Source organism: Janthinobacterium fluminis, from assembly GCF_028595325.1.
Taxonomy (GTDB): Bacteria; Pseudomonadota; Gammaproteobacteria; order Burkholderiales; family Burkholderiaceae_D; genus Janthinobacterium; species Janthinobacterium fluminis.
Window position 1 is genome coordinate 1215500 of sequence record NZ_JAQQXR010000001.1, and the last position, 26095, is coordinate 1241594.

A 26095-nucleotide genomic window follows, 5' to 3' on the forward strand; every position below is an offset into this window, starting at 1 on the left:
TCAGATCGCTCCGCTCTGGGGGAACTGGATGCGCAGCAGGCGGCCTATCGTGTCGCTCAGTTCCTGCGGCTGCATCGCGTTGTTGCCGTCGCAGACGCGCCAGAATTGTTCCGGGTCGCCCATGTAGCGCGCGGTGATGTTGTCGAGGCGGTCGCCCTGCACCACCGCATGCTCGGCGATCAGCGCGCCCTCGCCCGGCGGCGGCACGAAGCGCCGGCGCAGAAAGGCGATCTCACGGCCGTCGGGCGTGACATGGCGGGCCGTCTCGATGCCGTAGTAACGGCTGGTCACTGCAAACATGCTTTACCTCGCTAGAGTTTGAACGAAGCGCCCACGTTCAGCGCGCTGTTGACGACGTTCGTGGTCGCCATGACTTCCTTGGCAATCTGGTAGGCCATGAATAGCGTGTGGCCGGGGTTGCTCAGCTTCAGGTCGACATAACTGAGCACGTGCAGCGTCAGGTCGACCTTGGCGCGGATCGGGTTCAACAGCGTGTCGTAGGCTTCCTCGGTGATGCCGAAGCCGGTCACGCGCACCGGCAAGACCCGCGTCGGCCCCCAGACGAACAGCGTCAGCGGCGCTTCCGGCGGGATGATTTCGATATTGCCGGCCTGGGCCAGCGCCAGGTTGGCGATGACGCTCAGGCTTTTCGGGTAGAGCAGCATTTCCAGCGCGGCCAGCATCGGCGACACGCCGACGGCCATCGCCAGCGGATTGCCCTGTTCAAGCTGGTCGGCGGCGTCGACCTCGACGTTGAGGGTGATGGTTTCCTTCGGCGGCCCCGTCAGGCGGAAAGCCTCGGCGCGGTCGCCGCCGTCGCCCCCGCCGCTCGAACGCGCCTCCAGCCGCCGCGTCATCGTGTCCGGGTTGTACTGGAACACGACCACGCTGGCCAGCGGGTTGACCGGATCGAGTCCGATGATGGCGCCCTTGATCAGGCGGGGGGAACCGGGGAAACTACTCATGGCCTTGCTTCCTTGTCTGGGTTGCGGCGCGCTTCAGGGGCTGATGGTGCCGCTGCCGGTCAGCGCGTTGCCCGGATTGGTGTTATTCGTAGTGATCTCCAGCGAACAGTCGACATCGCCGGCCAGGCCGCTCCAGGTCTTGGTCTGGCTGCCGGCGCCGGTTTCGTATTCCTCGGTGTCGCCGTTGAAGTGCCAGCCGCTGGTGATCGGCTGTATCCAGTACGCCAGCCGCGTCGCCGGCCGCGCCGACATCACGGCACTGGCGCTGATCGAGAAGCCGCCGCTGCTGGGGATGCGGAACACGTTCGGAAACCTGGCCGTGCCGGTGGCCACCGTGAAGGTGAACGGGCGCGGCAGCGCCGGCGCCGCCGTCGGCGTCGCCCCGGAACCCGACCCCGGGCCGGCCGGCACCTGCATCGTTTGCGGCGCCTCGTCCAGGTCCTGCTTTTGCACGACGGCGTTGCCGCCCGTCGTCTCGGCGATGGCGCCGGCGTCGCGGCCGGCCACGATGCGGCTGGCCGCGCGGTTCGCCTCGCCCTCATGGGCCGCGCCCGCACGCCGGGACGCGACGATGGCGGCCGGCGGCGCGGCAAAGCCCTGCTGGACGGTGTGGGCCAGTTCGTGGGCGATCAGGTGCTTGCCTTGCGGCGTGTCCGGCGCAAAACGACCGCGGCCGAAGGCGATATGCGGGCCGACGGTATAGGCCGAGGCGTGCAGCGCCGCCGCCGAATCGGCCGCCGCGGCGTCAGTGTGCACGCGCACCCGGCTCAGGTCGCGCTTGAAATGCCCCTGCATCGCGCCGCGGGTGGCGCCGTCGAGCGGCCTGCCGGCCGATTGCAGCATGTCGCGCACGCCGGCCGCCGCCCTTTCCTCGGCCGGCATCGAACGGCGCAGCATCGCGCCGGCGGCGGGGTTCGCCGCCCCGCTGTTCGGATGTAAATCCGCGTATCCCATGTTTTTCACGTCAACCTCCCTGATTGCCAGGCTGCGACTAGACAAGCTCTTCACCGCTCGCCGTCTCGTCCTCCGTCGCCATTTCCGGCCCTTCAGCCGGCGCCATCTCGCTGTCCAGCGCGCTTTTCTTCGGATGGCAGCGGCTGTCTTTCTTGAATTGCTTGTCGTCGGTGCTGGGATAGATGACGCCCTTGAACTTGCCCGACACGCCAAGCTTGCTCTGGATGCCGGGGCTGACCTCCCAGGCCTCGATTTCCGATTTGTCGCGCACCGTGCCGGAGGTGTGCCCGCCATTGGCGCAGACCACCAGGCTCTGCGCGCACTTGCGGTAGGCGAAGCGGCCGTTCGGTATCGCCATCCAGTCGTCGTTGTCGTCGCAAGTCTTGCCCTTGTCGCACTCCTTGTCGCAGGTGAACAGGGGCCGGTACTTCTTGCCGTCGCCGGCCTTGCGGGTCTTTTGGCCGGCGCAGGCGACGCCGTTTTCCTCGTCGGGGCAGGAGCCGCCCAGGCAGGCGAGAAACGCGCAACTGCCTTCAAACAGGATGTTGCCGTCGTGGATGGCCGCCCGCTGTATGTGCCGCGAATAGATCGAGCCACCCGGCGCGCGCGGCGCCGCGCCGGCCAGCGGGCGGGCGTCGGCGATGCCGGCGCCGGCCGCATCGGCCTCGCGCTCGAAGCTGTCGGCCCGGGCGCCGCCATTCATCCCGGCCGGCATGCCGGTGCCCCGGCCCTGCTGCACCACGTGCGTCAGCTCATGCGCCAGCAAGCGCTTGCCGTCGGCCGTCTCCGGCGCATATTTTCCGGCGCCAAACACCACGTCGCGCCCCACCGTGTAGGCGTGCGCGTCGATGGCCTGGGCCGAGCGGGCCGCACCGGCGTCGGTATGCACGCGCACATGGGAAAACGCGCTGCCCAGGCGCGGCTCCATATAGGCCAGCGTGGCCCGGTCGAGCGGCCGGCCCGGCGCGCGCAGCACCTCGTCGACTATCGGCGGAATCGCGGCCGGTCCGGCCGCGCCGCCCGTGGCATGGCGCTGCAACTGGCGCTTGCGCGCGGCGCAGGCGTCGCAGCTGGCGCCGCCTATGGTCTGGCCGCCGCAGGCGCATTTGCGCTGCAACAGCGCCGAGGCCGGGGCCAAGGCCGAGGCCGTCGCCGCGCCGGCCGGCGCCACCTGCCTCTGGCGCGCCAGGCCGCTCATGGCGCGATGCTGCCGAAAACCGACTGGGCGATCTGTTGGCCCAGCCGCAATGGGTCGCCGCCGCCCGCCAGCGCGATGGGCTCGGCGGCCAGTTCCGCCACCAACGCCCCCTGCGTCAGGCCGGGCGCGACGCCGCGCTCGGTCAGCAGGCGCGACAGCTCCGCCTCGACGGCCGCCTGCAGCAGGTGGCGCTGGCCGGCCGGCACGTCGATGCCGTCGAGGATCAAGCGCTCCATGCGCAGCTCGATGTTCATGGCGCGCCCCCGCCCGTGGCCGTGGCCTCCAGCCAGCGCAAATCGGCCTCGCTGACGGGCTTTTCCAGCTTGCGGAATTCCGTGCGCGCCGCGTCCAGCAGCAAGGGCATCGTCACCGGCGTGCCCTTTTCCGCCGCCAGGAAGGCGGCGTTCAGCGCGATATTGTGGATGCTGCCGCCGGTCAGGTTCAGGCGCGCCAGCCGCGGGTAGTCGAGCGCGCCGGTCGGCAACCTGGCCGGGAAGATGTTCTGCCAGATCGCCGCCCGCTCGGCCGGCCCGGGAAACGGGAAGTTGACGATGAAGCGCAGGCGCCGCAGGAAAGCGCCGTCGAGCGCCGCCTTCATGTTCGAGGCGAGGATGGCCAGGCCGCGGAAGGCTTCGATGCGTTGCAGCAGGTAGTTGACCTCGATGTTGGCGTAGCGGTCGTGGCTGTCCTTGACCTCGCTGCGCTTGCCGAACAGCGCGTCGGCTTCATCGAAGAACAGGATGGCGCCGCCGTCCTCGGCCGCGTCGAACAGCTTGCGCAGGTTTTTTTCCGTCTCGCCTATGTATTTGCTGACGACGGCCGACAGATCGATGCGGAAGATCAGCAAGCCCAGCTCGTTGGCGATGACTTCGGCCGCCATCGTCTTGCCGGTGCCGCTTTCGCCGGCGAACAGCACGCTGATGCCCAGCCCCCGGTTCATCCGCTCGCGAAAGCCCCAGGCGTCGTAGACGGCGCTGCGGCCCTTGACCTGGTCGACGATCTGGCGCAGCAGGCTTTTCTCCGTTTCCGGCAATTCCAGGTCTTGCCAGCCGGCCTTGGCCTGGACGATCTGCGCCAGTTGCTCCAGCGCCGGGCGGGCGCGCCGCAGGCTGTCGCGCCACAAGCTCTGTTCCAGGCTGCCGCCGCCGGCCGCGCTGTCGGCCGCCGCCGTCGCCGCGATCTGGCGGATGGTCGGCACATTGAAATTGAAATGGGCCGACAGCCGCTCCGGCTGGCCGGCGCCGGCCTCGCCCAGCGCCTCGGCCCAGGCCGCCAGTTGCTCCGCCGGCGCCGGCCGGGCCGCGTCGAAGGACACGGCGTCGCGCCCGAGCTCCTGCCACGGCTCGCGCACGTCGAGGAACAGCAGGCCGGCGTCGCGCTCGATCAGGCGGCGCAGCGGCATCATGTGCGCCCCGCCGCCGCGCTCCAGATCGGCCGCCTCGACGTACAGCGCAATCGGCAGCAAGGCGCTTTCGCGCCGCCACAGCCGGACAAAGGTTTCCAGGTCGCCCGTCTGGCCCGGCAATTGTTCGGCCGGCAGGCGGTACAAGCTCAGGCCGAGCCGCTCGGCGCCGGCATGGGCGATCAGCAATTTGCTCTGGCTGTCGGCGCCCAGCAACTGGAACACCGGCACGCGCGCGTTCGCGCCGGCCTGCTCGACGTGCCGGACCACGCTGTCGGCCACGCTCTGCTGCGACGGCGGCAAGGGCGCGGCCGCCAATTCCACGGCGGCCAGCAAGGGCGTCAGGCGGTCGTCCAGATAATTCAGGCCCTTCAGGTAGTTGACGATGCGCTCGTCGGCTTTCAGGGCGCTGCCGATCAGCGCCTGCGCGCCCGGCTGGTTGATTTCCAGCAGGCGCCAGTAGCGCAGCGGGCGCTCGGGCGACATCACCTCCCAGGCCGGCTCGTCGAACAGCCGCAGCGCCAGCGCGAAGGTGGGAAACGGCCGCGCGGCGTCCTGCTGGGCGCGAGCGTACAGGCCGGCGATGTGCGGGTCCAGCTCCATCGCCAGGCACAACAGCAGGGTCTGGCGCTCGAACGCGGACAGGCCCATGCGTTTCGCCAGCACGAGCAACGGCGGCGGCGTCTCGGACGCCTCGGCCTCGGCCATCGCCGCCGGTACGGCGATGCGGGCGCGCTGCGGCGGCGGTGCGGCCGGCTCCGGCGCGGCGGGCGCGGCCGGCGGCGCGCCGGACTCGGTGTGGAACAGCCGGCCCAGCATCGGCCGCGCGCGCAAGCCCGCCACCCGCACCGGGGAGTCGCCCGCATCGGCGCTCACGAGCGCGCCGTTCCTGGACTGCTTCGCGGCCGCAGCGGCGGCGGCCTCCTCGTCCTCGGCCAGTTGCACCAGCCGCGCGCGCAACCAATCCAGGGCGGCGGCCAGATAGTTGTCGTTGGCGGCCAGCCACAGGTCGAATTCGCGCGTCATACGGCCACCTGCTGCTCGGGGTCGAACACCGGCAGCGCCGGCGTGCCGGCGAGGATCGCCGGCACGCTGTCGATGCCGTCAACGCGCAGGCGCACCAGATACAAACCCTTTTTCACGACCGGCACCTTGACGGTGATGGTGGTCGGGGTTTGCTGGTAGGTCGGCGACAGCGGATCGGGGTTGACCAGGCTGGCATATTCCAGTTGCCGGTCGCCGAAGATGACCAGCACGCGCTGGTTGGCGCGCACGCGCGGGCGGCAGGTCAGCGTCAGCACGTCGCCGGGATTGACGGTGGCGACCGTGGTGCTGTTGGGCGACAGCGTCACCGTCGGCGCCAGCGCGAACGCCACCGCCGTCTTGCTTTGCAGCGCGGGCGAGCCGAGCGGACGCGAGATCGCCGTGACCGTGTAGGAGCCCGGCGCCCAGCGCTCCAGGGCGTCGGCGTCGTCCGCCAGGTCCGGCAAGAGCAGCCGCACCTGGTCCTGGGCGCCAGCCTCGGGCGGCAATGGCGCCAGCTCCACCAGCGGCGGCGGCAGCGGTTTGGGTAAAGGCGGCGGCGGCTCGGGCAGCGGCGGAATCAAGCTGCTGAAGCGCAGCATCGTGTCCTGCGCCTGCAAGCCTTCGCCGAGCAGCAGCAACTGCTCGCCCAGCCGCGCGGCGGGCTGGTGCAACGGCGGCACGACTTCGCGCAGCGACGGGCCGGCGCCCGTGACGGCGCTGACGCCGCGGTCCTGCTCGCCGCGCCGCAGCACCGGCAACGCCGCGCTGCCGCCGCGGTTGCTGTCGATGAGCACGACCGCGCACTCATACGCCGCCGAAAAGCGGTAAGGCGTCTGGAACGAGGACCACAGCTTGGACAACTCGTCGAGCGACAGCGGAAGGGGGGTGATGCGGATGCGCTCGAACTGGTCGGCCAGGTTGCTGCCGCCGAGCGCGTCGCGGATTTCCTGGCGGCCCAGCAAGGGATGGTCGTGCAGCACGCTCATGGCGCCGCCGATGATCAGGTGGCCGGCCGCCGAGTCTTCGTTGTCGTTGTCGCTGCGGCCGTAAGCGGTGACCAGATAATGCAGGTTCAGCGCCAGCGGCGGCTGCGCCGACTCGCCGGGCCTGACCTGGCGCGGCATGTCCATACTGCGCCACGCGGCGCTGATGACGGTCTGGTACAGGAAAATATTGATCTGCGCCGGTTTCAACTCGCCCTTGCGCGCCAGATCGAGCGGCTGGGTCGTCACGGACAGGTCGTTCAGTCCGCTGATGAGCGCCTGCACGGGCGCCGTCAGCAGGTGGCGCAGCGTGGCCGTGACGGCGGAAAGCGCGCGGGCGTCGCTCATCGCCCGCCCCGCTGCCCTTGCTGGGCAAGAAATTGCTCCAGGCTCAGCGAGGCGGGCCGCGCCGCCTGCCGGGTTGCCGGCGCCGGCGCGGCGACGGCGCGCACCTCGATGCGGCCGATGGTGACGCGGATCGTCGGCATGGCCGGGACAGCCGCTTCGCGCGGTGGATTGGCCGCCGCCGCGACGGTCACGGCGATGGCGCGCGGCGCCGGCTCCAGCGCCCGCGCGCTCTGCTGCGGCCGTGGCGGCGGGCCGGCGTCGCGCGCCGCAGCCGGCGCCCGGTCGCGCGCCATGGCGGGCTGGACGGGCACAGGCACCTCCCGGCCTTTGCTGAACGGGGCCGCAGGCTCCGGCGCCGCCGCCCGGCGCGCAGGTTCCGGCAACGGCGCGACGGGATGCGGCGCCGCCATGTCGACGCGGCGCGCGGGCATGTCGGCGGCGCGCGCGCGCAAAGGCGGCGCGACCTGCGTGGCCGGCTGGCGCCGCTGCGGCGCCCGCTCCGGCAAACCGGGCGCCGGTTCGACGGGTGCGGCAAGGCGGCGCATCCTGACCGTGTCCGGCACGGCGGGCTTACGGTCGGCCGACAGCGGCGGCGGCTCCGGCGCGGCCGGCGCGGCATCGCGCAGGGTGCGGGCGGCGCGCTTGCCGGGCTGCCGCGGCGGTGGCGGCGCAAGCTGGGCGCCCTCGTCCGCCTCGGGCGAGGGCATGGCGGCGCGGCGACGGCGGCGCGTTTCCGCGGGCGGCGGTGCAAGCATGACGGGCTGGGACGGCGCAGTTTGCGGCGCCGGCGGTGCAGCTTGCGGCCGCGTTACGAGCGGCGCCGGATCGGCCGGCGCCGGCTCTGGCGGACGCGGCGCCTGCATGTGGCGGGCGGCGGCGTCGAAGCGCGGCGGAGCGGCCGTTTCGACATCCTCCACCACGCCGTTGGCGCCGGCGCGCCCCACCGGCTCGTAACGCGACGGCAGACGCGGCACGACGGCCTGCGCCGCGCCCATCTCCCGGGCCACCAGCGCTGCCAGGAAGTCGCTCATAAGCGAACCATATCCAGATACATATCGCGGCGCCGCGCCGGCAAGGCCAGGATATCCGCCTCGCTCCAGCCGTAGGCGCGCGCCAGCGTGTGCACATCGTGCAGCATGCGCTGGGCCCAGGCGTCCAGTTCGCGCCACAGGAATTCCGCGATATCGAGCAGATTGCGCCAGGCGTGGCCGCAGGCGGGACAATCCAGCGCCAGTTCGATGCGCGCCTGCGGATCGGCCACGGCCATCGCCTCGGCGATGGCCGCCAGCGCGGGCGCCGGCAGCGCCTCCAAGGGCACGGCGGCGCCGCCGCGCAGCACGGCGCTGACGCAACGCCGCAGCAAAGCCAGCTGCGGCACGGCGCCGTCGTCCGCGAACGACAAACTGAGCAGGTCGGCGCTGTTCGGCACGCGGAAATGGATGTCATATCCGCCGCTGTGCAACTGGTGCACGGTGGCGTCCCGTTCATCGTCGTCATCGTCGTGCATGCCGGCTGGGCCGCACACATCGTCGATGCTGAACGTGACGTCGAGCCGCTCGCCGCAAACCGGGCATTGCGCCAGCGCCGCCATCGTCTCGCCGAACAGCGCCCGGCGCAGGCGGAACAGCCGGGCGTCGCGCGCGCCGACGGGCAGCGCCGCCAGATGGCCGGCGGCCGCGCGCGGCATCGCCGCCGCCAGCATGGCCACCGCGCGCCGGGTCGGCGACTGCTCCAGACCGCCCTCCCACGCCAGCAACAAGTCCTTGGCCGTCGGCATCTGCATGACGCTTAACCCACGTCGTTCAGGGTCGGCTCAGCCGGCTCGACCACCTCGCGGTCGCGCTCCCAGCCCTCGTTTTCCAGTTTGATGTGCTGGATCGCCACCGCGTTGGCGTTCGCGTCCAGGTCGGGCAGCGCCTGGTACTCCGACACCCAGCAGCGGAACACCTTGTACGCCAGCGCCAATTGCCCGGCCTCGTTGTAGACCTCGATGATGATCTCCTTGCGGAAATCCTTCAGCGACGTTTCCGCACCCAGGCCCGAACCGTAGTTCCACACCTTGCTGGCCCATTGCTCGAACTCGCTGTCGTGGGTCACGCCGCGCTCGATGGAAATGGCCTCGAACTCGGTGCGGCCCGGCGACTTGCGGCTCGACGAGGGGTCGCCGCCCTCGCGGTGCTTGACCACCTCGGTGGTGCGCTTCAGGCCGCCGACCTTGCTGACGCCGGCGACGTAGCGACCGTCCCATTTGACGCGGAACTTGAAGTTTTTATAAGGATCGAATCGCTGCACATTCACGCTGAACTGGGCCATGACTTCCTCCTTAGGTCTGGATTTGCCCAGCGATCTGCTGGAGTTTGATCACCACGAACTCGGCCGGCTTCAAGGGCGCAAAACCGACGACGATGTTGACGATGCCGGAATTGATGTCGGTCTGGGTCGTGGTTTCCTTGTCGCACTTGACGAAGTACGCCTCCTGCGGCGTCTTGCCCTGGAAGGCGCCCTGGCGGAACAGGTTTTGCATGAAGGCGCCCAGGTTCAGGCGGATCTGCGCCCACAGCGGCTCGTCGTTCGGCTCGAACACCACCCATTGCGTGCCGCGATATAGGCTCTCCTCGATGAACAGCGCGGTGCGCCGCACGGGGATATATTTCCACTCCGACGCCAGGCGGTCGTCGCCCTGCAGGGTGCGCGCGCCCCAGACGATGCGGCCGGCGGCCGGCATCGCGCGAAGGCAGTTGATGCCCAGCGGATTGAGCTCGCCATTCTCGGCGTCGGTCAGCGGCACGCTCAGTTGCGGCACGCCGACCAGCGTCGCGTCGAGGCCGGCCGGCGCCTTCCACACGCCGCGCGTGGTGTCGGTGCGGGCGAACACGCCGGCGACGGCGCCGCAGGGCACGAAATCCTCGGGCTGGTTGTCGTGCAGCGGATTGGGCTGCTTCAGGCGCGGGAAGAACAGTGCCGCGTTCTTGCTGTTGGTGCCGACGCCGGACACGCCGGCCTTGGCCGCGTCCTTGTCGTTCCACGCGGCGGGCGGGTCGACCAGCAGCATCGCGCGCCTCTGCTCGCAGTAGCTGGCCGCCTCGCTGACCAGGGCGACGTCGACATTGCCGTCGGCCAGATACGGCGGCAGGCACAGGATGTTGAACAAATCGGCCTTGCGCAAGGCATACAGGCCCTTCTTCGCGTTCTGCTTGCCGGGGCCGGTGAAGTCGTCCAGCACCAGGGCGGAGCCGTTCGAGGTCTTCTTGGCGGCGGCCAGTTCATCGCGGGCGACGGTGATGTCGTTCGGCACCGGAGGATTCGCTTTCAACGCCGCCGCCAGCTTCTGCTCGGCGCGGGTAATATTGTCGGTGCTGGCATCCGCCAGCGCCTTCGTCTTCGTGTTCACCACCGCCTGCGCGGCGTCGATGGCGGGCTGGGAGGGCGGCTGCGCGCTCTTCGCGGCGGCCAGCACCTTCAGCGCATCGGCCAATTCCAGCTCGGCAGTATGGATGGCGGCCACGTCGGGCGCCGAACCGGGCGGCCACACGCCCTTCCAGCGCAGCAGCCGCGACTCGATGCTGAGCACCTTGTGCACCTGGCGCGAGCTGGGCACGATGGTCAGATTGCGGAACTGCTCGATCTGCACCGGCATGCCGTTGGCGTCCACCTCGCGCACGGTCAGATTGAACAAGGCGTTCTTGGGCACGCCCATCTGCAGCGCCACCTGGTCGGACACGACAGCGTCGAGCGTGAAGCGCAGATTACCACCCCAACTGCCCTCATAGGCCGCCTCGAAAGTGAAGTTGCCGACGCTCAGAGGGGTCTTGTTCGGCACCGGCGGCACGGCGGCGGCGTCGGCCGGGTTGGCGTGGAACAGGCGCACGATAATGGCCTGGCTGCCGCCGTTCAGATAAAAGTCGCGCACCGCGAAACCGAGGCTGCTTTCCACCCACAAGCCACCGAAGATGCGCTCGAAATCGCCATAGCTGTTGATGACGACCGCCTCGTCGGTCGGGCCGCGCAAGGCCCGGCCGGGAAAGGCACATACCGAGGTGGCGACGCTGGTGATGGTGCGCACGCCGCTGGGAATTTCTTCAATATAAACGCCTGGGTAACTCAGAGTCGAAGGCATGTCGCCCTCCTTCAAAAGTTTGCTTCAGTCGAAATTCGGCATGCTGCTCCTGTACTGGGTATCTGCTTTCACGATGCGAGTTGCCTAGCGAACTCAACAGAAAGGCTAGCAGACGAGTAAACAATGTCAAGTTTGCGTTTTTAAAAATTTCGCAAAAGAGACAACTATCGACTTGCGACTCAGGGTGAGTCGGTCTGCATGTTCCGTGCGGCCACGCCCTGCGCCGACTGAGCGATTATCGGCGGCGCGGGGGAGGCACGGTTTGATTTGAGACAAGGAGGGAGGCACGGCGCGAAGGCGCGCAATTGCTACTACAAAGCGCCCATGCGCGGGCCGCAAAAAAAAGATTTGCGAAAGACTGCAAGGGTCCAAGAACGGCATGCCGGTCAAGTCTGGGGCGGTCAAGCAACCATTTCCCGGCAATCATGGTCCGTCCCTGGCTCTTCAAGAAATAAGTAAACTAGGCCAAAAGCTGGCCTTGCCGGGTAGTATTGGGGATTGAATGATGAATATGACGGTTAATATGCCACTACGAGTCCTTGCCTTCATGCTTTTTACATTGCTTGGAAAGAACGCTTATTCAAGCAGCTACCCCGGAACCTATACCCTGCCTTGGGCGGAAAAAAAAGAGCAGCTTACTTATCGCTCTTGCGGTTGTGCGGACGGATGCTGGATTGCAGAACTACGCGAGCGTCAGTCCAAGCGACTGAAGGCCAGTCTTCGCTGCGATTGCTCTAATTTGCTGGCCGTCTATCCGGCAAAGTCCTCTGAGAGAGCGTTACAAAAAAACTGCGCAGAGATAAATGACCGAGTCGATAAGATGGAGGCGATTTCCCAAAAAATGAAGAACCTGATTGATAGTGATACAAAAAAATAGCGGCCATCGCGAAACGTAAGCCTGGGTCCGCGACAAGGACGGCATACGGCCAATAGCATGCGGATAGCTATCATGATGCCTGCCTCTATTGCGGGTTGTCCGTCGCCGGACCAGCACGCTCCCGCGCCCACATGTGGCGGCGCTTGCCAGATGCTTGATGCAGCGCGCGGGTATGCGGCCCAAACCGCGCCGTCGGCGGATATACAGCCAGCTGTTAACCTTACTTTATTAATTATGAAAATGCACGGTCGCGTATTCCAGGATGCATTACCGCGCATTTCATTGCCAATAAGGCCATAATATACTTCCCCAATATTTTTCACCAGGACGCATTATCGCTCCGGGTTATGCGTCCGAATTTTCCCCGCAGTCACGCGTAAACTCGCATTCCTAGGCAGGTTTTTCCTGGACTAATCCATTCGAACCACCACCTTGTTATCTGACCCGGGATTTAGTTCCACTGCGTGATCATTCGAGAGTTTTGAGCAGGCAATTTTCCGCCATACTCGTTTTAGTTCTTATTATGTTTGTGTCAATCACAACAAAGACAGCTCATGCGATCAATTTTGAAATATTGCTTGCTGATCATTATCTTTGGGATTGGCGCCAGCCGTGCGGGCGAACCTGGCATCAGCAACACCCAGATTCGGCTAGGCATGGTGAATGCGCAGACCGGCGCGGCCTCCGGCCTGGGGCGTGCCATGCTCGACGGCGCCATGGCCGTCTTCCAGGACGTGAATAGCCGTGGCGGCATTCACGGCCGGAATATCGAACTGCTGGTTGCGGACGATGGCTACGATCCCGACCGGGCCATCAACGAAACCCTGAAACTGATCGAGGAAAAACAAGTCTTTGCCTTGTTCGGCTATGTGGGCACGCCCACCACCAATGCCGTCATTCCCATCGTGCAGGAAATGAACGTGCCGCTGGTCGGCGCATTTACGGGGGCCATGACCCTGCGCCAGCCCGTGGTGCGTGAAATCATTAATTTCCGCTCCAGCTATGACGATGAATCGGACGCTCTGGTCCAGTCTTTCATCCACCGTGGCATCAAACGCTTTGGCATCATGTACCAGGACGACGGTTTCGGCTATGCCGTATTGGGCGGCACCGTGCGCGCCCTGAAACGGCGCGGCCTGGAGCTGATCGCCAGGGGATCTTTTCAGCGCGGCACCACGGCAGTCAAGGCCGGACTGGCGGCGCTAATAGGACAGGACCTGGAGGCGGTCATCATGGTCGGGCCGTACACGCCGGTGGCGGCGTTCGTGCGGGAGGCGGCCAAGGCCGGGCTGAAAGCCAACCTGGCGACGGTTTCCTTTGTCGGCACCGACAGCCTGTTGCAATTGCTGGGCACCGAGGGCAACGGCATTCTGATCTCGCAGGTGGTGCCGCTGCCGGATGACCGTACGCTTCCCGTCGCCGCTGAGTGCGCCGCCTTGCTGGCCAGGCATGTGCCGGGAGCCCAGCTGTCCTTCGTTAATTTCGAGGGTTGCATCTCGGCCAAGGCGATGGTGGCGGCAATGCGTCAAGCTGGCATCAATCTGACGCGCGAGCGTTTAATCCAGAGCTTCGAAACGTTCGACCGGCTTGACATCGGCGGCCTGCACCTGACGCTGCGACCTGGCGACCACCAGGCGTCAACGGCCGTCTTCCTGACCCGCATCGTGGACGGCAAGATCGTCCCCGTCGCGGCGCCGCCTGGCGGCCAGTAATTCCCGCGCGCCGTAGCCGTATTGGCCTGGCGCACGCTGTTTTCCGTTGGAGCTTAGCGTGAAGATCAAGACCAAGCTGGTCAGCAGTACCGCCGTCCTGCTGCTGTGTGTGGCGGCGATGGCGGCAGCCAGCCTGCTAGTGGTGAAAGGAATCGAGACTCACGTGCACGGACTGACCGACCAGACCGTCCCCCTGTATGTTGACGTGTTGCGCCTGCGCTATACCGTGCAGGATATGGCGTCGGATTTCTTCGAGCTCGGCAAGGCCGAAAACGTTGAACAGATGGAGCAGGTTTCAGGAAAAATCGTTGCCAATATCAAAGTTGCCGAGGACGTCAGCAATGGTTTGCGGCAGCATGGCGAGCGCAATATACCCCGCTATCACACCGCCTTCGAGCGGGAGTACCGCAGCATGCGGCAGGCGGTCCGGGAACGGCTGGTGAACGTGGCCTATTACAAGGCCCAGGCAACGGAAATTCGCCGCGTGCTGGAGCAGATCAAGGGTGCGGCAAAATCGACGCGGAGCAGGATACGCGAGGTCGATAGCCAGGCCCAGGTCGCCGCCGCCGAGGTGCAGCAGGACAGCCAGCGCTTGAACCAGAATGCACGCCACCTGACCGATATGCGCAAGGGCATCCAGGAGATGCAGATATCCATGGCCGAAACGGACGCCGTCAAAGGCCGCTATCGGATCGCCCCCTTGCGCGAGCGTCTGGCGGCGGTGGTCGCGCGCCTGTCCGAGAGCGGCGAGCGCAATGCCAGTGCCGCCCAGCAAGCCTTGCGGGGGAAACTGCTCGATACCGCCCACCTGCTGCTGGACCCCGCCGCCGGCCTGATGACCTTGCGGGCCAGACTGCTGGCCGATGCCAGCGAGGAGGCGGCGTACCTGAGCCTCAAGGCGCAGATCGTCGGCACCCTGGCCGCGGCCCATTTGCGCCTGGCCGAGGAACTGGATCCCATCGAATTGCAGCTGGCGATGGGACGCGGCAAGCTGGCGGAAACCAACCGCTACATGCATACCTCGGCCCGCATCGAAGACGCCAGCGGTGAAATCAGCCTTGCAGTCGATGCCATCAGCCTCGACATTGGCGGAATCATGCTCAGCGACTCCGTCGATGAGGTCGCGGACCTGGGCCGCGACATGACGCGGCTAACCGCCTCTCTGCATCGCGACGTGGCGACCATGCAGGCATTGTTGCAGAGCATAGGCCAGCATGGTCTGATGGCAGAAACGGCGGCGATCAATATCTTCCTGGGCGCGGTGCAGCGTTTGGGAGAGCGCCTGGTGACGGCCAAGAGCAGCGTGCTGGCGAGCCACACCGCGCTGGACGACGCCATCAATCACGTGCGCGCCTTTGAGCGACAGCAAGTGGCCTACTCCGAACAGCAGGTGGCGCACATCGACCGGCAGCAGCAGGACGCCGTGGCCATGGTGCGCGATGGCGTGCAGCGCTCGTTTGTGCTGATCTTGGGGATCGTGCTGGTACTGTTGCTGGCCTGCGTGGCGGTCACCGGGCTGATCAGTGCATCGATTGCCAGGCCGCTGGCGCGCCTGTCGGAAGCCATTGCCCATATCCGTCGCGGCAAGGATCTGTCGGTACGGGTGCACCAGCATGGGGGCGACGAACTGGGGATGCTCATCGACGGCTTCAATGGCATGCTGGAACACGTCGAGCAGCGCGACCTCGCCCTCAAGCAAGCCAAGGCCGAGGCCGATGCGGCCAACCGCGCCAAGTCCGAGTTCCTGGCCAAGATGAGCCACGAGATCCGCACCCCGATGAATGGCGTGCTGGGCATGACGGAACTGTTGCAGGGCACCGAACTCAGTCCCAAGCAGCGGCGCTTCGTCAGCACCGTGCACCGCTCGGGCGAGAGCCTGTTGAGCATCATCGACGACATTCTGGACTTCTCGAAAATCGAGGCCGGCAAGCTGGTGCTGGAACATATCCCCTTCGACCTGCGCCAGGTGATCGACGATGTCGTGGCCTTGTTTGCCAATGGCATACAGCGCAAGGCGATCGAATTCACCTGCCGCATCGCTGGCGATGTCCCGCAGCATGTGCGCGGCGACCCGGTGCGCCTGCGCCAAATCCTGACCAACCTGCTCAACAACGCCACCAAATTCACCGAACGCGGCGAAATCGCCGTGGATATCAGTTGCGCCGGCCAGGACCAGATCCGCCTGACGGTATCCGACACCGGCATCGGCATGGCGCCGGAAGCGGCGGCGGTGGTGTTCCAGCCGTTCCGCCAGGCGGACAGCGCCACTTCGCGCAAATACGGCGGCACAGGCCTGGGCCTGGCGATCATCAAGCAACTGGCGGAAATGATGGGCGGCACCATTACGCTCAAGTCGGAACCGGGCCGGGGTTCCTGCTTTGCGGTGACCGTCGTCCTGGAAACCTTAACCCAGGCCGAGGCGCCGCCGGCGCCGGCGGCGCGCGTATCGCTCGGCGGCTTGAGCGTGATGATCGTGGACGACAACGCCACCAACCGTAACATCCTGCTGCAGCATGCCATCGAGTGGCAGATGGCCGCCGCCTATGCCGCAGATGGGGCCGAGGCCCTGGCCCTGCTGCAAAGCGCGCAGCGCAAGGGGCGGCCGTTCGACCTGGCCATCGTCGACATGCGGATGCCGGTGATGGACGGCATCGACCTGGTGCGGGCGATCAAGACGGATGCCGGGCTGGCGGCCCTGAGCATCATTATGCTCAGTTCGCTCGACGCCTCGGCCGAGCTGCACCAGGTACTGGGGCTGGGCGTGGAATACTGCCTGACCAAGCCGGTGCGGGCGGCGGAATTGCGCCACTGCATAGAGGCTGTCAGCGGCTTCGGCGTGCCGCCCCCACCGCTGGCGCCGGCCGCCCCCGGCACGGCCGCTGCGCCGCCGGACGGCGCCAATCTGGCCGCCACGCGCGTGCTGCTGGTCGAAGACAATGCGATCAACCTGGAGATCGCCCTGGCCATGTTGGAAGATGGCGCCTACCAGATCACCCCGGCCGACGACGGGCGGCGCGCGCTGGCGCTCTGGCAGCGGCAAGAGTTCGACGTGATCCTGATGGATTGCCAGATGCCGGAAATGGATGGCTTCGAGGCCACCAGCCGTTTGCGCCGCATGGAACTGGAGCTTGGCCGGCGCCGCACGCCCATCATCGCCCTCACCGCCAACGCGATTCTCGGCGACCGCGAACTTTGCCTGGATGCGGGCATGGACGATTACATTGCCAAGCCCTACACCCGCGCCGGGCTGCTAGCAGTGCTGGCGCGCTGGCGTCTGGCGTCCCCCGCAGTGGCCGAGCCGAGGCAAGCGGCATTACTTGAGGCCGATACGGCGGCGCCGCTCGACGCCGCCCTCGCGGTCGAAGCGGCGAAACCGGAAGCTGCCGCCATCCTCGACCCCGCCGCGCTGCAAAACTTGCGGGCGATGCGGCGCCCCGGCCGCCCCGATGTGCTGGCCCGCATCATCGACTTGTTTTACAGCGACGCCCCGCGCCTTCTGGGCGAGCTGCGGGTGGCCGCCGCAGCCAGCGACACCGAAGCCTTGCGGCTGGCGGCGCACACGCTGAAATCGAGCTGCGCCAACGTGGGGGCGCTGAACCTGTCGAGCACCTGCCGCGAAATCGAACAGTACGCGCGCGGCAATGACGTTGGCAGCGCGCTGCCCCACATTTGCGGCATCCAGGAAGAGCTGAGCCGTGTCCTCGCCGCCCTGGCAATTGAGAAGGAAGCCATATGAATCCGGAACCCTCCCCGCAACCGCTGATCCTGGTGGTCGATGACGATGCCATGACCCGCTTCCTCGTGATCGAAGCACTGGAACCGGAAGGTTTCCGGATCGAGGAAACGGCCAGCGGCCTGGAAGCGATCGGCGCCTTCCAGCGCGGCGCGCCCGACCTTATATTGCTGGATGTCACCATGCCCGGCATGAGCGGCTTCGAGTGCTGCGAACAACTGCGCCGGCTGCCGGGCGGCGCGCACGTGCCCATCGTGGTCCTGACCGGCAACGACGACGACGACTCCATCAAGCAAGCGCTGGAGGCAGGGGCCAGCGATTTCATCGCCAAGCCCATGCAGTGGCGCTTGCTGGCGCACCGCATACGCTATTTGCTGCAGGCCAGTAGCGCGTTGACAGAACTGAGCCGCATCCAAGAGAGCCTCAGCCACGCGCAGGCGCTGGCACGGCTCGGCAACTGGGAATACCGCGTCGGCAACAGCAGCGGCTATTGGTCGCCGGAGATGTTGCGCATCCTGGGATTGGCAAGCGATACCGGGCCGACCAGTTTCGATCGATTGTTGCTGTGCTTACCAGTGGAGCAACGCCCGCAACTGCTGGAAGCCTTCATGGGACTGTATGCCAGCGGCACCAGCTACTGCATGGAACATCGGATTCTGCAGCCGGACGGCAGCGAACGCATCGTCTTCCACCAGGCCGAGGCGACGCAGGAAGGCGGCCGGGTGCTGCTGTTACGCGGCACCGTGCAAGACATCACCGAGCGCAAGCAGCAAGAGCTGCGCATCGAATACCTGGCCAACCACGATGCGCTGACCGATCTGCCCAACCGCAAACTGCTGAACGACCGCATCAACCAGGTCATCGCCCATGCGCGACACACCGGCTTGCACCTGGCCACGCTAGTGCTGGACCTGGACCGCTTCAAGTTCGTCAACGACAGTTACGGCCATCCGGTAGGCGATGCACTGTTGCAGGCTGTCGCCGGGCGCCTCAAGATGGCCGTGCGTGAAGGTGACACCGTGGCCCGCCAGGGCGGCGACGAATTTGTCATTTTGCTGACCGACCTGCCCGATGCCCAGACGGCCGAGGAGATCGTGAAGAAAGTGCTGTCGATGTTCATCGATCCCTGCCTGCTGGGCGAACACACGCTGCACATCAGCACCAGCATCGGTGTCAGCGTCTTCCCCGCCGACGGAGACAGCGGCGAGTTGCTGCTCAAGACGGCCGATGCCGCGCTCTATAGCGCCAAGGACAAGGGGCGCAACGGCTACCAGTTCTATAACCACAAGATGGGCGTGCTGGTGGAGGAAAGGGCGGAAATCGAACATGCCTTGCACCAGGCGCTGGCGCACCACGAGCTGGAATTGCATTACCAGCCCAAAGTCGACCTCGGCAGTGGAAAGATCTATGGCATGGAAGCGCTGCTGCGCTGGCGTCGTCCGGAAATCGGCCTGGTGCCGCCGGACCGCTTCATCCCGCTGGCCGAGGACACGGGTCTGATCATTCCTATCGGCGAATGGGTGCTGCGCACCGCCTGCGCGCAACTGGGCGCCTGGCACGCCAACGGCTTCCCGCACTTGACGATGGCGGTGAATGTGTCGGCACGCCAGTTCCTCCAGATCAACATGCCGGATCTGGTGCGCGAGGTACTGGCCGACAGCGGCGTACCGGCCGAATGCCTGGAACTGGAACTGACCGAGAGCCTGTTGATGCAAAACCGGGACCTGGTGGTGCAGTCGCTGGAGCAACTGAAGGAGATCGGCGTCACACTGTCGCTGGACGACTTCGGCACCGGCTATTCCAGCCTGTCCTATCTCAAGCAATTCCCCATCGATGTGGTCAAGATCGATCAATCCTTCATCCGCGACGTTACCGACAACGTCGATGGGGCTTCGCTGACCAAATCCATCATCGCCATGGCCAAGTCGCTGCATATGACCACGGTGGCCGAAGGCGTGGAAACGGAGGGGCAGTTGGGCTTTCTCAATACCAACCTCTGCGACGCCATACAAGGCTATTATTTCAGCCGCCCTCTACCCAGCGGAGAAATGGACACGCTGCTGCATGCCGGTGCCCGTCTGCCGCCCGACAACTGTCATGCCGAATCGCGGCAACGCGTACTGCTGTTGGTGGATGACGAGGAACATGTTCTGTCCGCATTGCAGCGCACGCTGCGCAAGGAAGGCTACCGGATACTCAGCACCACCAAGCCGCAGGAAGCGCTGGAACTGCTGGCCATCCATCCGGTGGGCGTGATCATTTCGGATGCGCGCATGCCGGACATGCCCGGCACCGAACTGTTACGCCGCGTCAAGGGATTGTATCCGGAGGTCGTGCGCATCATGCTGTCTGGCTACACTGAACTGAATTCGGTCACTGCGGCCATCAACGAAGGCGCCGTCTACAAATTCATCACCAAGCCCTGGGATGAGGGCTTGCTGAAGGAGCATATACAGGAGTCGTTCCGCCGTTTTGAAGTGGGGATACAAAGGCCAAAAGCCTGGCCCGCCGAGGCACCATACGCCGCGCTTGCCGCCGGTACAGCCTAGCCCGCTGAAACAGGAGAAAGGGGGCCCCATGATGCAAGCCCAGATTTTCTTTGAAGGTTTGCGCGCCCTGGCCGCAGCCGCATTTCCCAAACATTGCAACTGCTGCGGGCGGGTGTTCGCCACGGCGGAAGAGTTCATGCAGCAAACGCAATCGGTACGCAAGAACGTCACCGGACTGAAACAGGGTTTCGATGAAAACAACATCGCCATCGTTGAGGCTTATCGGAATTGCCTGTGCGGGTCCACGCTGATGGATTTCTTTTCGGATCGGCGCGGCACTTCCGAGGCCCGCCAGCGCCACCGCGAACTGTTTGATAAATTACTGCCGCACTTGCAGGAGAAAGGAATGGACCGGGCTGCTGCACGGGATTATTTATTGCGCATAGTGCGTGGCCAAACGCCATAACGGGGCATAGCGCAATTCTCCCGGACTAAGAAGCACGCTGGCGAATCGGCCGCGAAGTAAGTAAATCGTGTTTGACGCGGCGCCGGCTTGCGCGGCCGCCAGCCGTGTCGCCGTCTTTTTTGACGGCGACAAGACGGAGCTATTCGTTAAACGCGTCTACGATCAAACGCAACTCGACAACTGAGGCAAGGCGCGCGCGCAAGTCCGAGCGGCTGGCGTTTAACCTTCGCGCCCGTCTATGCGCGGCCGCCACAGGTAGGGAGCGTAGGTGACGGCGTACAGCGCGAAGGCCAGCGCCCACAGCACGCCTGCCCCGACCAGCCAGGCGCCGTGCAGGGTCTGCGGCCCAACGCCGGCCAGCAGGCGGGCCAGCGCGCCGCCCTGGATCAGCCAGAACATCGCCGACTCGGCCCGGCCCGCCTTCAGCGGACGGCCGGTATGGCCGAGCGTGGTGCGCGTCATCATGCCGATGATCAGCCCGGCCATGGAGCCGACCGTCAGGGCGTGGAATGCGGCGCTGGCCGACACCCAGTGCAGCGCGGCCGCCGCCAGCAGCACAAAACCGAATGGTATCCACGCATACGACAGGTGCAAGATCCACAGCAGCGGCACTTGCAGGGTGCGGTGCGGCTTCCAACCGGCCAGCCGCAAGGCCGACGCAACGGCGGCGGCCAGGGCCAGCGGCGCGCTCAACAGCGCCGGTGCGCCGCACACCCAGGCCAGCGCGGCCAACACCATCAAGGCCATCGCAACGCGGTCCAGTTTGGGATTCTGCACGGCATCGGTGCCGGGTGCACCGTTGCGCGTGAACATGGGAATGACGCGCCCGCCGATGACGGCCTCGATGACGACGATCAGCAGGATAGCCGCCTGGATGGGCGTGGTCGGCGACAGTGCCAGCAGCCCCAGCGCGGCGGCGTGGTAGAGGCCGTTGGCTATCGTCAGCAGCCCGAGCAAGCCGGCCAGGAACAGGTTGCGTTTGTTGCCGGACTTCGCCAGCACCTGGTACAGCGGCCAGGCGGCCAGCGGCAGGAAGGCAAAGTCGATGGCCGCCGCCAGCGGCGCCGGCGCGGCCAGCATCGCCACGCGGCCGGCCAGCCACAGTCCGGCCAGCGCCGCCAGGTGGCCGCCGTGTGGCGTCCACAAGCCGGTCCAGTTGCGCGCCGCCGTGAAGAGGAAGCCGACGATGACGGCGATGGCCATGCCGAACACCATTTCATGCATGTGCCAGCCGAGGCCGACGTGCGGCCAGCCGCGCAGCCAGCCCATGTATTGGGTCAGCCACAGCGGCACGGCGAGCGCCGCAAAAATCGCCGCCAGCAGGTAAAACGGGCGGAAGCCGAGACGCCAGATGGCGTGGTTGCCCTGCCACAGCGCGGCGGACTCGGCTTCGGGTTCTTCGATAGATATCAGGCTCATCACGCACTCGCTTTTTAAAAGATACATGTTACATGCTACTTTTAATGGCGGGTTTACACAACCGCAAAAAGAACTAGGCCGCGGCGGCAGATGGTCTAGGTGGAGACGGTGAAAATTAACTTGGATCAAGGATTTCAAATAATCCCGGCACACCTCTGGACTGCCGCCGGCGCCTCGCATACGCTGATCTGGTTCGCCGCCGTAGCGCGCCGTTTCACACCATTAACCGATTTCGCAATGAGGCTGTCATGCAAACTAAAATTTTGAAAATCCAGGGAATGAACAACGAAGGCTGCGCCGACACGGTCACGCGCGCGCTGGAGGCATTGGACGGCGTCGGCTCCGTCAGCGTCTCGCTGGCCGGCCAACGCGCCACCGTGCAACTGGATGAGACGCTGGCGACGCCGGCGCAATTGCAGCAGGCCCTGGATCGGGCCGGCTACCGCCTGGAATTGCCGGAAACCGGCGGCTGCTGCGGCGGTTGCTGCGGTTCTTGAGTTCCTGCCGTTTCCGGCGGCATAAAGCCGGGGCAGCCCCCGCAAGGGCTTGGCCCCGCTTGACTCCCCTGCCCTGAACTGGCCGTTTCCGGCCCGCTTACTTCCCCTGCCGGTGTTCGACGGCGTAGACGGCCGCTTGCACGCGGCTGGTCAGCTTCAGCTTCTTCAGCACGTTCTGCACGTGGATCTTGACGGTGCTTTCCGCCAGGTCGAGCGAACGGGCGATGCCCTTGTTGCTCTCGCCGCGCGCGAGGCAGTCGATGATGTCCTTTTCGCGCGGCGTCAGTTTGTCCAGCTCCGACACCGGCTCTTCGCGCTGCGTGCCGGCCTGCAGTTGCGCCACCAGCTTGCCCGTCATCGCCTCCGCCACCACGGTTTCGCCGCCGGCGGCGCGGCGCAGCGCCCGCACCAGATAATCGGCGTCGATGTTCTTGATCAGGTAGCCGCAGGCGCCGGCCCGCAGCGCCGCCGCCAGGTCGTCGGCGTCCTCCGACACGGTCAGTATCAATATCGCCGCGTCCGGGCAATCCTGCTGCATCAGTTGCAGCGTTTCGACCCCGGACATGCCGGGCATGTTCAGGTCGAGCAGCACCACGTCGGGCTGTAGTTGCTGGGCGCGCTTGATGCCGTCGACGCCGTCGCCGGCCTCGCCCACCACCACGAACTCGGTGTGGCGCTGCAGCAGCGAGCGTATGCCGCTGCGGAACAGCGCGTGGTCGTCGACCAGCAGGACGCTGATCGGTTTATCTGGTGTCTCCATCTTTACTCCATTCTCTTTCAATTGAATCAGGCGGCGCGGCGCTGTTCGTGCCGCAGGTGCAGTTCGACCGTGGTGCCGCGTCCCGGCACCGAGCTGACCGCGAAACTGGCGTCGATGCGCTGGGCGCGCTCGCGCATGATGTGGATGCCGACGTGGCTTTCGCCCTTCTGCAGCAGGGTGTCGGCGTCGAAGCCGATGCCATTGTCGTGTATCGTCAGCTTGAAGTCCTGGCTGTCCTGCAAGCGCACCTCGACCCGGCTGGCCAGCGCGTGCTTGCGGATGTTCGACAGCGCCTCCTGCACGATGAACAGCAGTTGCAGTTGCTGCTCGCGCGGGAACGGCGCGCCGTCGACGTCGGCCACCAGTTCGGCGGCGATACCGGTTTGGCGGCGGAATTTGTCGATGGTGATCTGCAGCGAGCCGATCAGGTCGTCCTCCATCAGGCGGCTGCGGAAGTTCAGCAGCAGTTCGCGCACGTCCTCGTAGCTTTCCTGCACGCCCAGGCGCAGCGCCGGCACGATGCCGGCCACTTCTTCGAAGCGCGCGTGCTTGACCGAGTCGTCCAGCATTTGCACCTGCAAGTTGAGGTAGTTCAGGCTCTGGGCGATGCTGTCGTGCAGACCCTGGGCGACCAGGTTGCGCTCCTCGGAAATGGCCATCTCGCGCTCGCGCGCGGCCAGGCGCAGGTTTTCCAGCGCAATGCCGAGCACCTGGCCCAGCGTCTCCAGCAGCGATTCCTCGCGCTTGCTGAACACCTTCGGTTCGCGGAAATGCAGGTTGAAGAAGCCCATGTGCTGCTCGTGGGCGTGGATGTGGAACACCGACACGGTCGCGAAGCCCTCGCGGTGGCATTGCAGCTTGTAGTCGCGGTCCACCGTGCGCATGTCGTGCACCATCGTGATCTTCTTCTCGACAGCCTCGCCACACAGGCAGTCGCCCACCTTCAGGCAGTGCTCGGCCTCGACCAGCTCCACCGACAGGCCGTGGTGCACTACCATGTGCAGGTTGCCGCGGACGGCGTCGAGCACGCGCACGGAGCCGCCGTCGGCGACGAAGTATTCGCGTATGCGCTGCAGGAAGCCCTCGCACAGCGCCTCCAGCGGCAGGGGCCGCTGCAGGAAGGCGGCGATGCCGTACAACAGCGCCAGTTCGCGGTTCTGGTCTTCCAGCTCCGCCGTCTTGATGCTGACGCGGTCTTCCAGGCTGCCGTACAGGGCCTGCAAATGGTCGGCCATCTGGTTGAAGCCGTCGGCCAACTGGCCGAATTCGTCCTCGCTCTCGACGGGCAGGCGCACGCTGAAGTCCTTGTCGGTCATCCGCTCCATGCCCTCGCGCAGGCGGGTGACCGGTTCGATAATCAGCATGAACATCAGGTAGATCATGCTGACCGTGCCGCAGATCGCCATGCCCAGCAACACCAGTTGCGAGCCGCGCAGCCAGAAGGTGCGCTGCTCGCTGTCGCGCTCGATCAGGCGCACCAGGCCGTCGACCTGGGCGACGAAGTCCTCGGCGTTGCGCTGCAGCGCCAGCAGGCGCGCCGGTTGCCGCTCCGGCACTTCCAGCAGGCTGACGACGCCGGGGCGCAGCGTGCGCTGCCAGACCTGGCGGATGCGGCCGAATTCGTGTTGGATTTCGCTGCCGGGCGGCAGGAACAGGGGGCGCTGCGGGTCGCCCCGGGTCAGGCGCAGCAGTGTGGCGTCGATCAGTTGCACCTGGCGCTCGCTGGCCGGGCGCAGGCTGGCCTCGAACGGCTCGGCGTCCAGGCGCGTCACCAGCATCGTCAATCGGTAGCTTTGCATGCGCAGGCTGCCCGTCTCGTTGATGGCGGCGGAACTGCCCTCCAGTTGCCAGGACAGGAACAGCGTCATGCCGATCGCCAGCAGCGCCAGCGTCAGGAAGCACAGCAGCGCGCCGACGATCTTGGTCGACAGTTTTTCCCAGGACGAACGCATCACTTCACGCACCATGCGCCCTCCGTCCACTGCCTGCATCCCGCTGTTTCATCGCTGCCTCCATGTATTTCCAATAGTATAGGCGCGAATCGTTGTCTGAGGGGAACGCCAGCCGTGCCGGCCCGGCTTCAGCCGCCGGTCTGCGCCATGAAACGGATGATTTTTCCCGGTTGTTCGCGGAAATCGTGCTGCTGCGGCTTGAGTTCGATGGCGGCGCGGATCGCCGCCTCCAGTTCGGCGTCGCTGGCGCCGCCGCGCAGCAGCGGCCGGAACTCATACTTTTCTTCCTGGCCCAGGCACAGGTACAGCGTGCCGTCGACGGCCAGCCGCACCCGGTTGCAGCTGGCGCAGAAGTGCTGCGACATCGGCGTGATGAAGCCGATGCTGCTGCGCCCGTCCGGCGTGGCCATGTAGCGCGCCGGCCCGCCGCCCAGCTCCAGCGCCTGCGGCACCAGGCCGAACTTGCGCTGCAGCCGCGCCTGGATCGGCGCCAGGTCGAGGAAGCCGGTGTCGCGTCCGGTCGAACCCATCGGCATCGCCTCGATCAGGCGCAGGATGAATTGCTGCTCGATGCAGAAGGCGACCATGTCGTCGATCTGGTCTTCGTTCACGCCGCGCATCGCCACCATATTGATCTTGATGGGCGCGAAACCGGCCGCCTTGCCGGCCCGCAGGCCGTCGAGGATGGGCGCCAGGCTGTCGCGGCCCGTGATCTTTTCCATGCAGGCGCGGTCGAGCGAGTCGAGGCTGACGTTGATGCGGCCGACCCCGGCCGCTTTCAGCGCCACCGCATGGCGCGCCAGTTGCGTGGCGTTGGTCGACAGCGACAGGTCGCGCAGGCCCGGCAGCGCCGACAGGCGCCCGGCCAGCAGCGGCAGGTCGCGCCGCAGCAGCGGTTCGCCGCCCGTCATGCGGATGCGCGTGGTGCCCAGCCGCACAAAGGCGGCCAGCAGGCGTTCGATCTCATCGAAGGTCAGCCAGTGCTCGGGTTCCTCGAAGCCGCGGAAACCCTTTGGAATGCAATAGCTGCAACGCAAATCGCAGCGGTCGGTGACCGATAGCCGCAGATACTCGATGGATCGACCAAATCGGTCGCGTAACATCGCAGACTCCTTCACAACAGATGGGGGGATTGTAGCGGCTCGTGCGGCGTTTTACTGTGGGCAAGAGGGGCTAGGGGAGCTAGTTAGTTTGAAC

At 66.1% G+C, this 26095-nt stretch carries 21 protein-coding genes; 6 read left to right on the plus strand and 15 right to left on the minus strand.

Going from position 1 to position 26095, the window contains the following annotated elements:
* Genes OIK44_RS05325 through OIK44_RS05375 form a run of 11 tightly spaced genes read right to left on the minus strand, consistent with a single transcriptional unit; the run spans position 1 to position 10993 of the window.
* Positions 1-300 (minus strand): LysM domain-containing protein, encoded by a 300-nt coding sequence (locus OIK44_RS05325; protein WP_273669659.1) that lies wholly within the window; start codon positions 298-300, stop codon positions 1-3.
* Positions 301-311: 11 nt separating this feature from the next.
* The gene (locus OIK44_RS05330; protein ID WP_273669660.1) at positions 312-965 is read right to left on the minus strand and encodes a hypothetical protein; all 654 of its coding nucleotides are present in this window, start codon (positions 963-965) and stop codon (positions 312-314) included.
* Positions 966-998: 33 nt separating this feature from the next.
* Positions 999-1919 carry an eCIS core domain-containing protein gene (locus OIK44_RS05335; RefSeq protein WP_273669798.1) on the minus strand — a complete coding sequence of 307 codons (921 nt, stop codon included), beginning with the start codon at positions 1917-1919 and terminating at the stop codon, positions 999-1001.
* A 37-nt stretch (positions 1920-1956) separates the two neighbouring features.
* Positions 1957-3117 carry an eCIS core domain-containing protein gene (locus OIK44_RS05340; RefSeq protein ID WP_273669661.1) on the minus strand — a complete coding sequence of 387 codons (1161 nt, stop codon included), beginning with the start codon at positions 3115-3117 and terminating at the stop codon, positions 1957-1959.
* A complete protein-coding gene (locus OIK44_RS05345) occupies positions 3114-3371 on the minus strand; it encodes a hypothetical protein (protein ID WP_273669662.1) in 258 nt (85 codons plus the stop codon). The genes OIK44_RS05340 and OIK44_RS05345 overlap by 4 nt, the downstream gene beginning before the upstream one ends.
* Entirely contained in the window at positions 3368-5545 is a 2178-nt protein-coding gene (locus OIK44_RS05350; RefSeq protein WP_273669663.1) for an ATP-binding protein, read from the minus strand. Before OIK44_RS05350 ends, OIK44_RS05345 begins: the two co-directional genes overlap by 4 nt.
* The gene (locus OIK44_RS05355; RefSeq protein WP_273669664.1) at positions 5542-6876 is read right to left on the minus strand and encodes a Pvc16 family protein; all 1335 of its coding nucleotides are present in this window, start codon (positions 6874-6876) and stop codon (positions 5542-5544) included. Before OIK44_RS05355 ends, OIK44_RS05350 begins: the two co-directional genes overlap by 4 nt.
* Positions 6873-7907 (minus strand): hypothetical protein, encoded by a 1035-nt coding sequence (locus OIK44_RS05360; protein WP_273669665.1) that lies wholly within the window; start codon positions 7905-7907, stop codon positions 6873-6875. The genes OIK44_RS05355 and OIK44_RS05360 overlap by 4 nt, the downstream gene beginning before the upstream one ends.
* The gene (locus tag OIK44_RS05365; protein ID WP_273669666.1) at positions 7904-8659 is read right to left on the minus strand and encodes a T4 family baseplate hub assembly chaperone; all 756 of its coding nucleotides are present in this window, start codon (positions 8657-8659) and stop codon (positions 7904-7906) included. The genes OIK44_RS05360 and OIK44_RS05365 overlap by 4 nt, the downstream gene beginning before the upstream one ends.
* Positions 8660-8664: 5 nt before the next feature.
* Positions 8665-9189: a phage tail protein gene (locus OIK44_RS05370; protein WP_273669667.1), complete on the minus strand. Its 525-nt coding sequence runs from the start codon at positions 9187-9189 to the stop codon at positions 8665-8667.
* Between the two features lie 10 nt (positions 9190-9199).
* Positions 9200-10993 carry a phage tail sheath subtilisin-like domain-containing protein gene (locus OIK44_RS05375; RefSeq protein ID WP_273669668.1) on the minus strand — a complete coding sequence of 598 codons (1794 nt, stop codon included), beginning with the start codon at positions 10991-10993 and terminating at the stop codon, positions 9200-9202.
* Positions 10994-11495: 502 nt separating this feature from the next.
* On the opposite strand from OIK44_RS05375, the gene OIK44_RS05380 reads away from it, so the two are divergent.
* From OIK44_RS05380 to OIK44_RS05400, 5 genes are all read left to right on the plus strand, one after another.
* Complete coding sequence (locus tag OIK44_RS05380) at positions 11496-11870, plus strand: hypothetical protein (RefSeq protein ID WP_273669669.1); 375 nt, start codon at positions 11496-11498, stop codon at positions 11868-11870.
* Positions 11871-12448: 578 nt separating this feature from the next.
* Positions 12449-13582 carry an ABC transporter substrate-binding protein gene (locus OIK44_RS05385; RefSeq protein ID WP_273669670.1) on the plus strand — a complete coding sequence of 378 codons (1134 nt, stop codon included), beginning with the start codon at positions 12449-12451 and terminating at the stop codon, positions 13580-13582.
* Positions 13583-13640: 58 nt separating this feature from the next.
* Positions 13641-17318 carry a response regulator gene (locus tag OIK44_RS05390; protein WP_273669671.1) on the plus strand — a complete coding sequence of 1226 codons (3678 nt, stop codon included), beginning with the start codon at positions 13641-13643 and terminating at the stop codon, positions 17316-17318.
* Positions 17315-19864 carry an EAL domain-containing protein gene (locus OIK44_RS05395; RefSeq protein ID WP_273669672.1) on the plus strand — a complete coding sequence of 850 codons (2550 nt, stop codon included), beginning with the start codon at positions 17315-17317 and terminating at the stop codon, positions 19862-19864. Before OIK44_RS05390 ends, OIK44_RS05395 begins: the two co-directional genes overlap by 4 nt.
* A gap of 28 nt (positions 19865-19892) precedes the next feature.
* Positions 19893-20270, plus strand: coding sequence for a hypothetical protein (locus tag OIK44_RS05400; RefSeq protein WP_273669673.1), 378 nt, complete (start codon positions 19893-19895; stop codon positions 20268-20270).
* A gap of 219 nt (positions 20271-20489) precedes the next feature.
* Here OIK44_RS05400 and OIK44_RS05405 read toward each other — a convergent pair whose 3' ends face one another.
* Positions 20490-21689 (minus strand): NnrS family protein, encoded by a 1200-nt coding sequence (locus OIK44_RS05405; RefSeq protein WP_273669674.1) that lies wholly within the window; start codon positions 21687-21689, stop codon positions 20490-20492.
* Between the two features lie 248 nt (positions 21690-21937).
* Here OIK44_RS05405 and OIK44_RS05410 point away from each other — a divergent pair, with 248 nt between their 5' ends.
* The gene (locus OIK44_RS05410) at positions 21938-22186 is read left to right on the plus strand and encodes a heavy-metal-associated domain-containing protein (protein ID WP_273669675.1); all 249 of its coding nucleotides are present in this window, start codon (positions 21938-21940) and stop codon (positions 22184-22186) included.
* A gap of 97 nt (positions 22187-22283) precedes the next feature.
* Here the strand turns inward: OIK44_RS05410 and OIK44_RS05415 are convergent, their stop codons facing one another.
* From OIK44_RS05415 to moaA, 3 genes are all read right to left on the minus strand, one after another.
* Entirely contained in the window at positions 22284-22946 is a 663-nt protein-coding gene (locus tag OIK44_RS05415) for a response regulator (RefSeq protein ID WP_273669676.1), read from the minus strand.
* Positions 22947-22972: 26 nt separating this feature from the next.
* On the minus strand, positions 22973-24913 hold the full coding sequence (locus tag OIK44_RS05420) for a type IV pili methyl-accepting chemotaxis transducer N-terminal domain-containing protein (protein ID WP_273669677.1): 1941 nt from the start codon (positions 24911-24913) through the stop codon (positions 22973-22975).
* A gap of 113 nt (positions 24914-25026) precedes the next feature.
* Positions 25027-26001, minus strand: a complete 975-nt coding sequence (gene moaA, locus OIK44_RS05425; RefSeq protein WP_273669678.1) for a GTP 3',8-cyclase MoaA — start codon at positions 25999-26001, stop codon at positions 25027-25029.
* Positions 26002-26095 lie beyond the last annotated feature (94 nt).

Bases quoted from the DNA above. Each gene is read 5' to 3' on its own strand.
- OIK44_RS05370 (WP_273669667.1), bottom strand. From the start codon at position 9,189: ATGGCCCAGTTCAGCGTGAATGTGCAGCGATTCGATCCTTATAAAAAC.
- OIK44_RS05360 (WP_273669665.1), bottom strand. From the start codon at position 7,907: ATGAGCGACTTCCTGGCAGCGCTGGTGGCCCGGGAGATGGGCGCGGCG.
- OIK44_RS05420 (WP_273669677.1), bottom strand. From the start codon at position 24,913: ATGGTGCGTGAAGTGATGCGTTCGTCCTGGGAAAAACTGTCGACCAAG.
- OIK44_RS05355 (WP_273669664.1), bottom strand. From the start codon at position 6,876: ATGAGCGACGCCCGCGCGCTTTCCGCCGTCACGGCCACGCTGCGCCAC.
- OIK44_RS05325 (WP_273669659.1), bottom strand. From the start codon at position 300: ATGTTTGCAGTGACCAGCCGTTACTACGGCATCGAGACGGCCCGCCAT.
- OIK44_RS05395 (WP_273669672.1), top strand. From the start codon at position 17,315: ATGAATCCGGAACCCTCCCCGCAACCGCTGATCCTGGTGGTCGATGAC.
- OIK44_RS05330 (WP_273669660.1), bottom strand. From the start codon at position 965: ATGAGTAGTTTCCCCGGTTCCCCCCGCCTGATCAAGGGCGCCATCATC.
- OIK44_RS05365 (WP_273669666.1), bottom strand. From the start codon at position 8,659: ATGCAGATGCCGACGGCCAAGGACTTGTTGCTGGCGTGGGAGGGCGGT.
- moaA (WP_273669678.1), bottom strand. From the start codon at position 26,001: ATGTTACGCGACCGATTTGGTCGATCCATCGAGTATCTGCGGCTATCG.
- OIK44_RS05380 (WP_273669669.1), top strand. From the start codon at position 11,496: ATGATGAATATGACGGTTAATATGCCACTACGAGTCCTTGCCTTCATG.
- OIK44_RS05335 (WP_273669798.1), bottom strand. From the start codon at position 1,919: ATGGGATACGCGGATTTACATCCGAACAGCGGGGCGGCGAACCCCGCC.
- OIK44_RS05350 (WP_273669663.1), bottom strand. From the start codon at position 5,545: ATGACGCGCGAATTCGACCTGTGGCTGGCCGCCAACGACAACTATCTG.
- OIK44_RS05340 (WP_273669661.1), bottom strand. From the start codon at position 3,117: ATGAGCGGCCTGGCGCGCCAGAGGCAGGTGGCGCCGGCCGGCGCGGCG.
- OIK44_RS05405 (WP_273669674.1), bottom strand. From the start codon at position 21,689: ATGAGCCTGATATCTATCGAAGAACCCGAAGCCGAGTCCGCCGCGCTG.
- OIK44_RS05400 (WP_273669673.1), top strand. From the start codon at position 19,893: ATGATGCAAGCCCAGATTTTCTTTGAAGGTTTGCGCGCCCTGGCCGCA.
- OIK44_RS05410 (WP_273669675.1), top strand. From the start codon at position 21,938: ATGCAAACTAAAATTTTGAAAATCCAGGGAATGAACAACGAAGGCTGC.
- OIK44_RS05345 (WP_273669662.1), bottom strand. From the start codon at position 3,371: ATGAACATCGAGCTGCGCATGGAGCGCTTGATCCTCGACGGCATCGAC.
- OIK44_RS05415 (WP_273669676.1), bottom strand. From the start codon at position 22,946: ATGGAGACACCAGATAAACCGATCAGCGTCCTGCTGGTCGACGACCAC.
- OIK44_RS05375 (WP_273669668.1), bottom strand. From the start codon at position 10,993: ATGCCTTCGACTCTGAGTTACCCAGGCGTTTATATTGAAGAAATTCCC.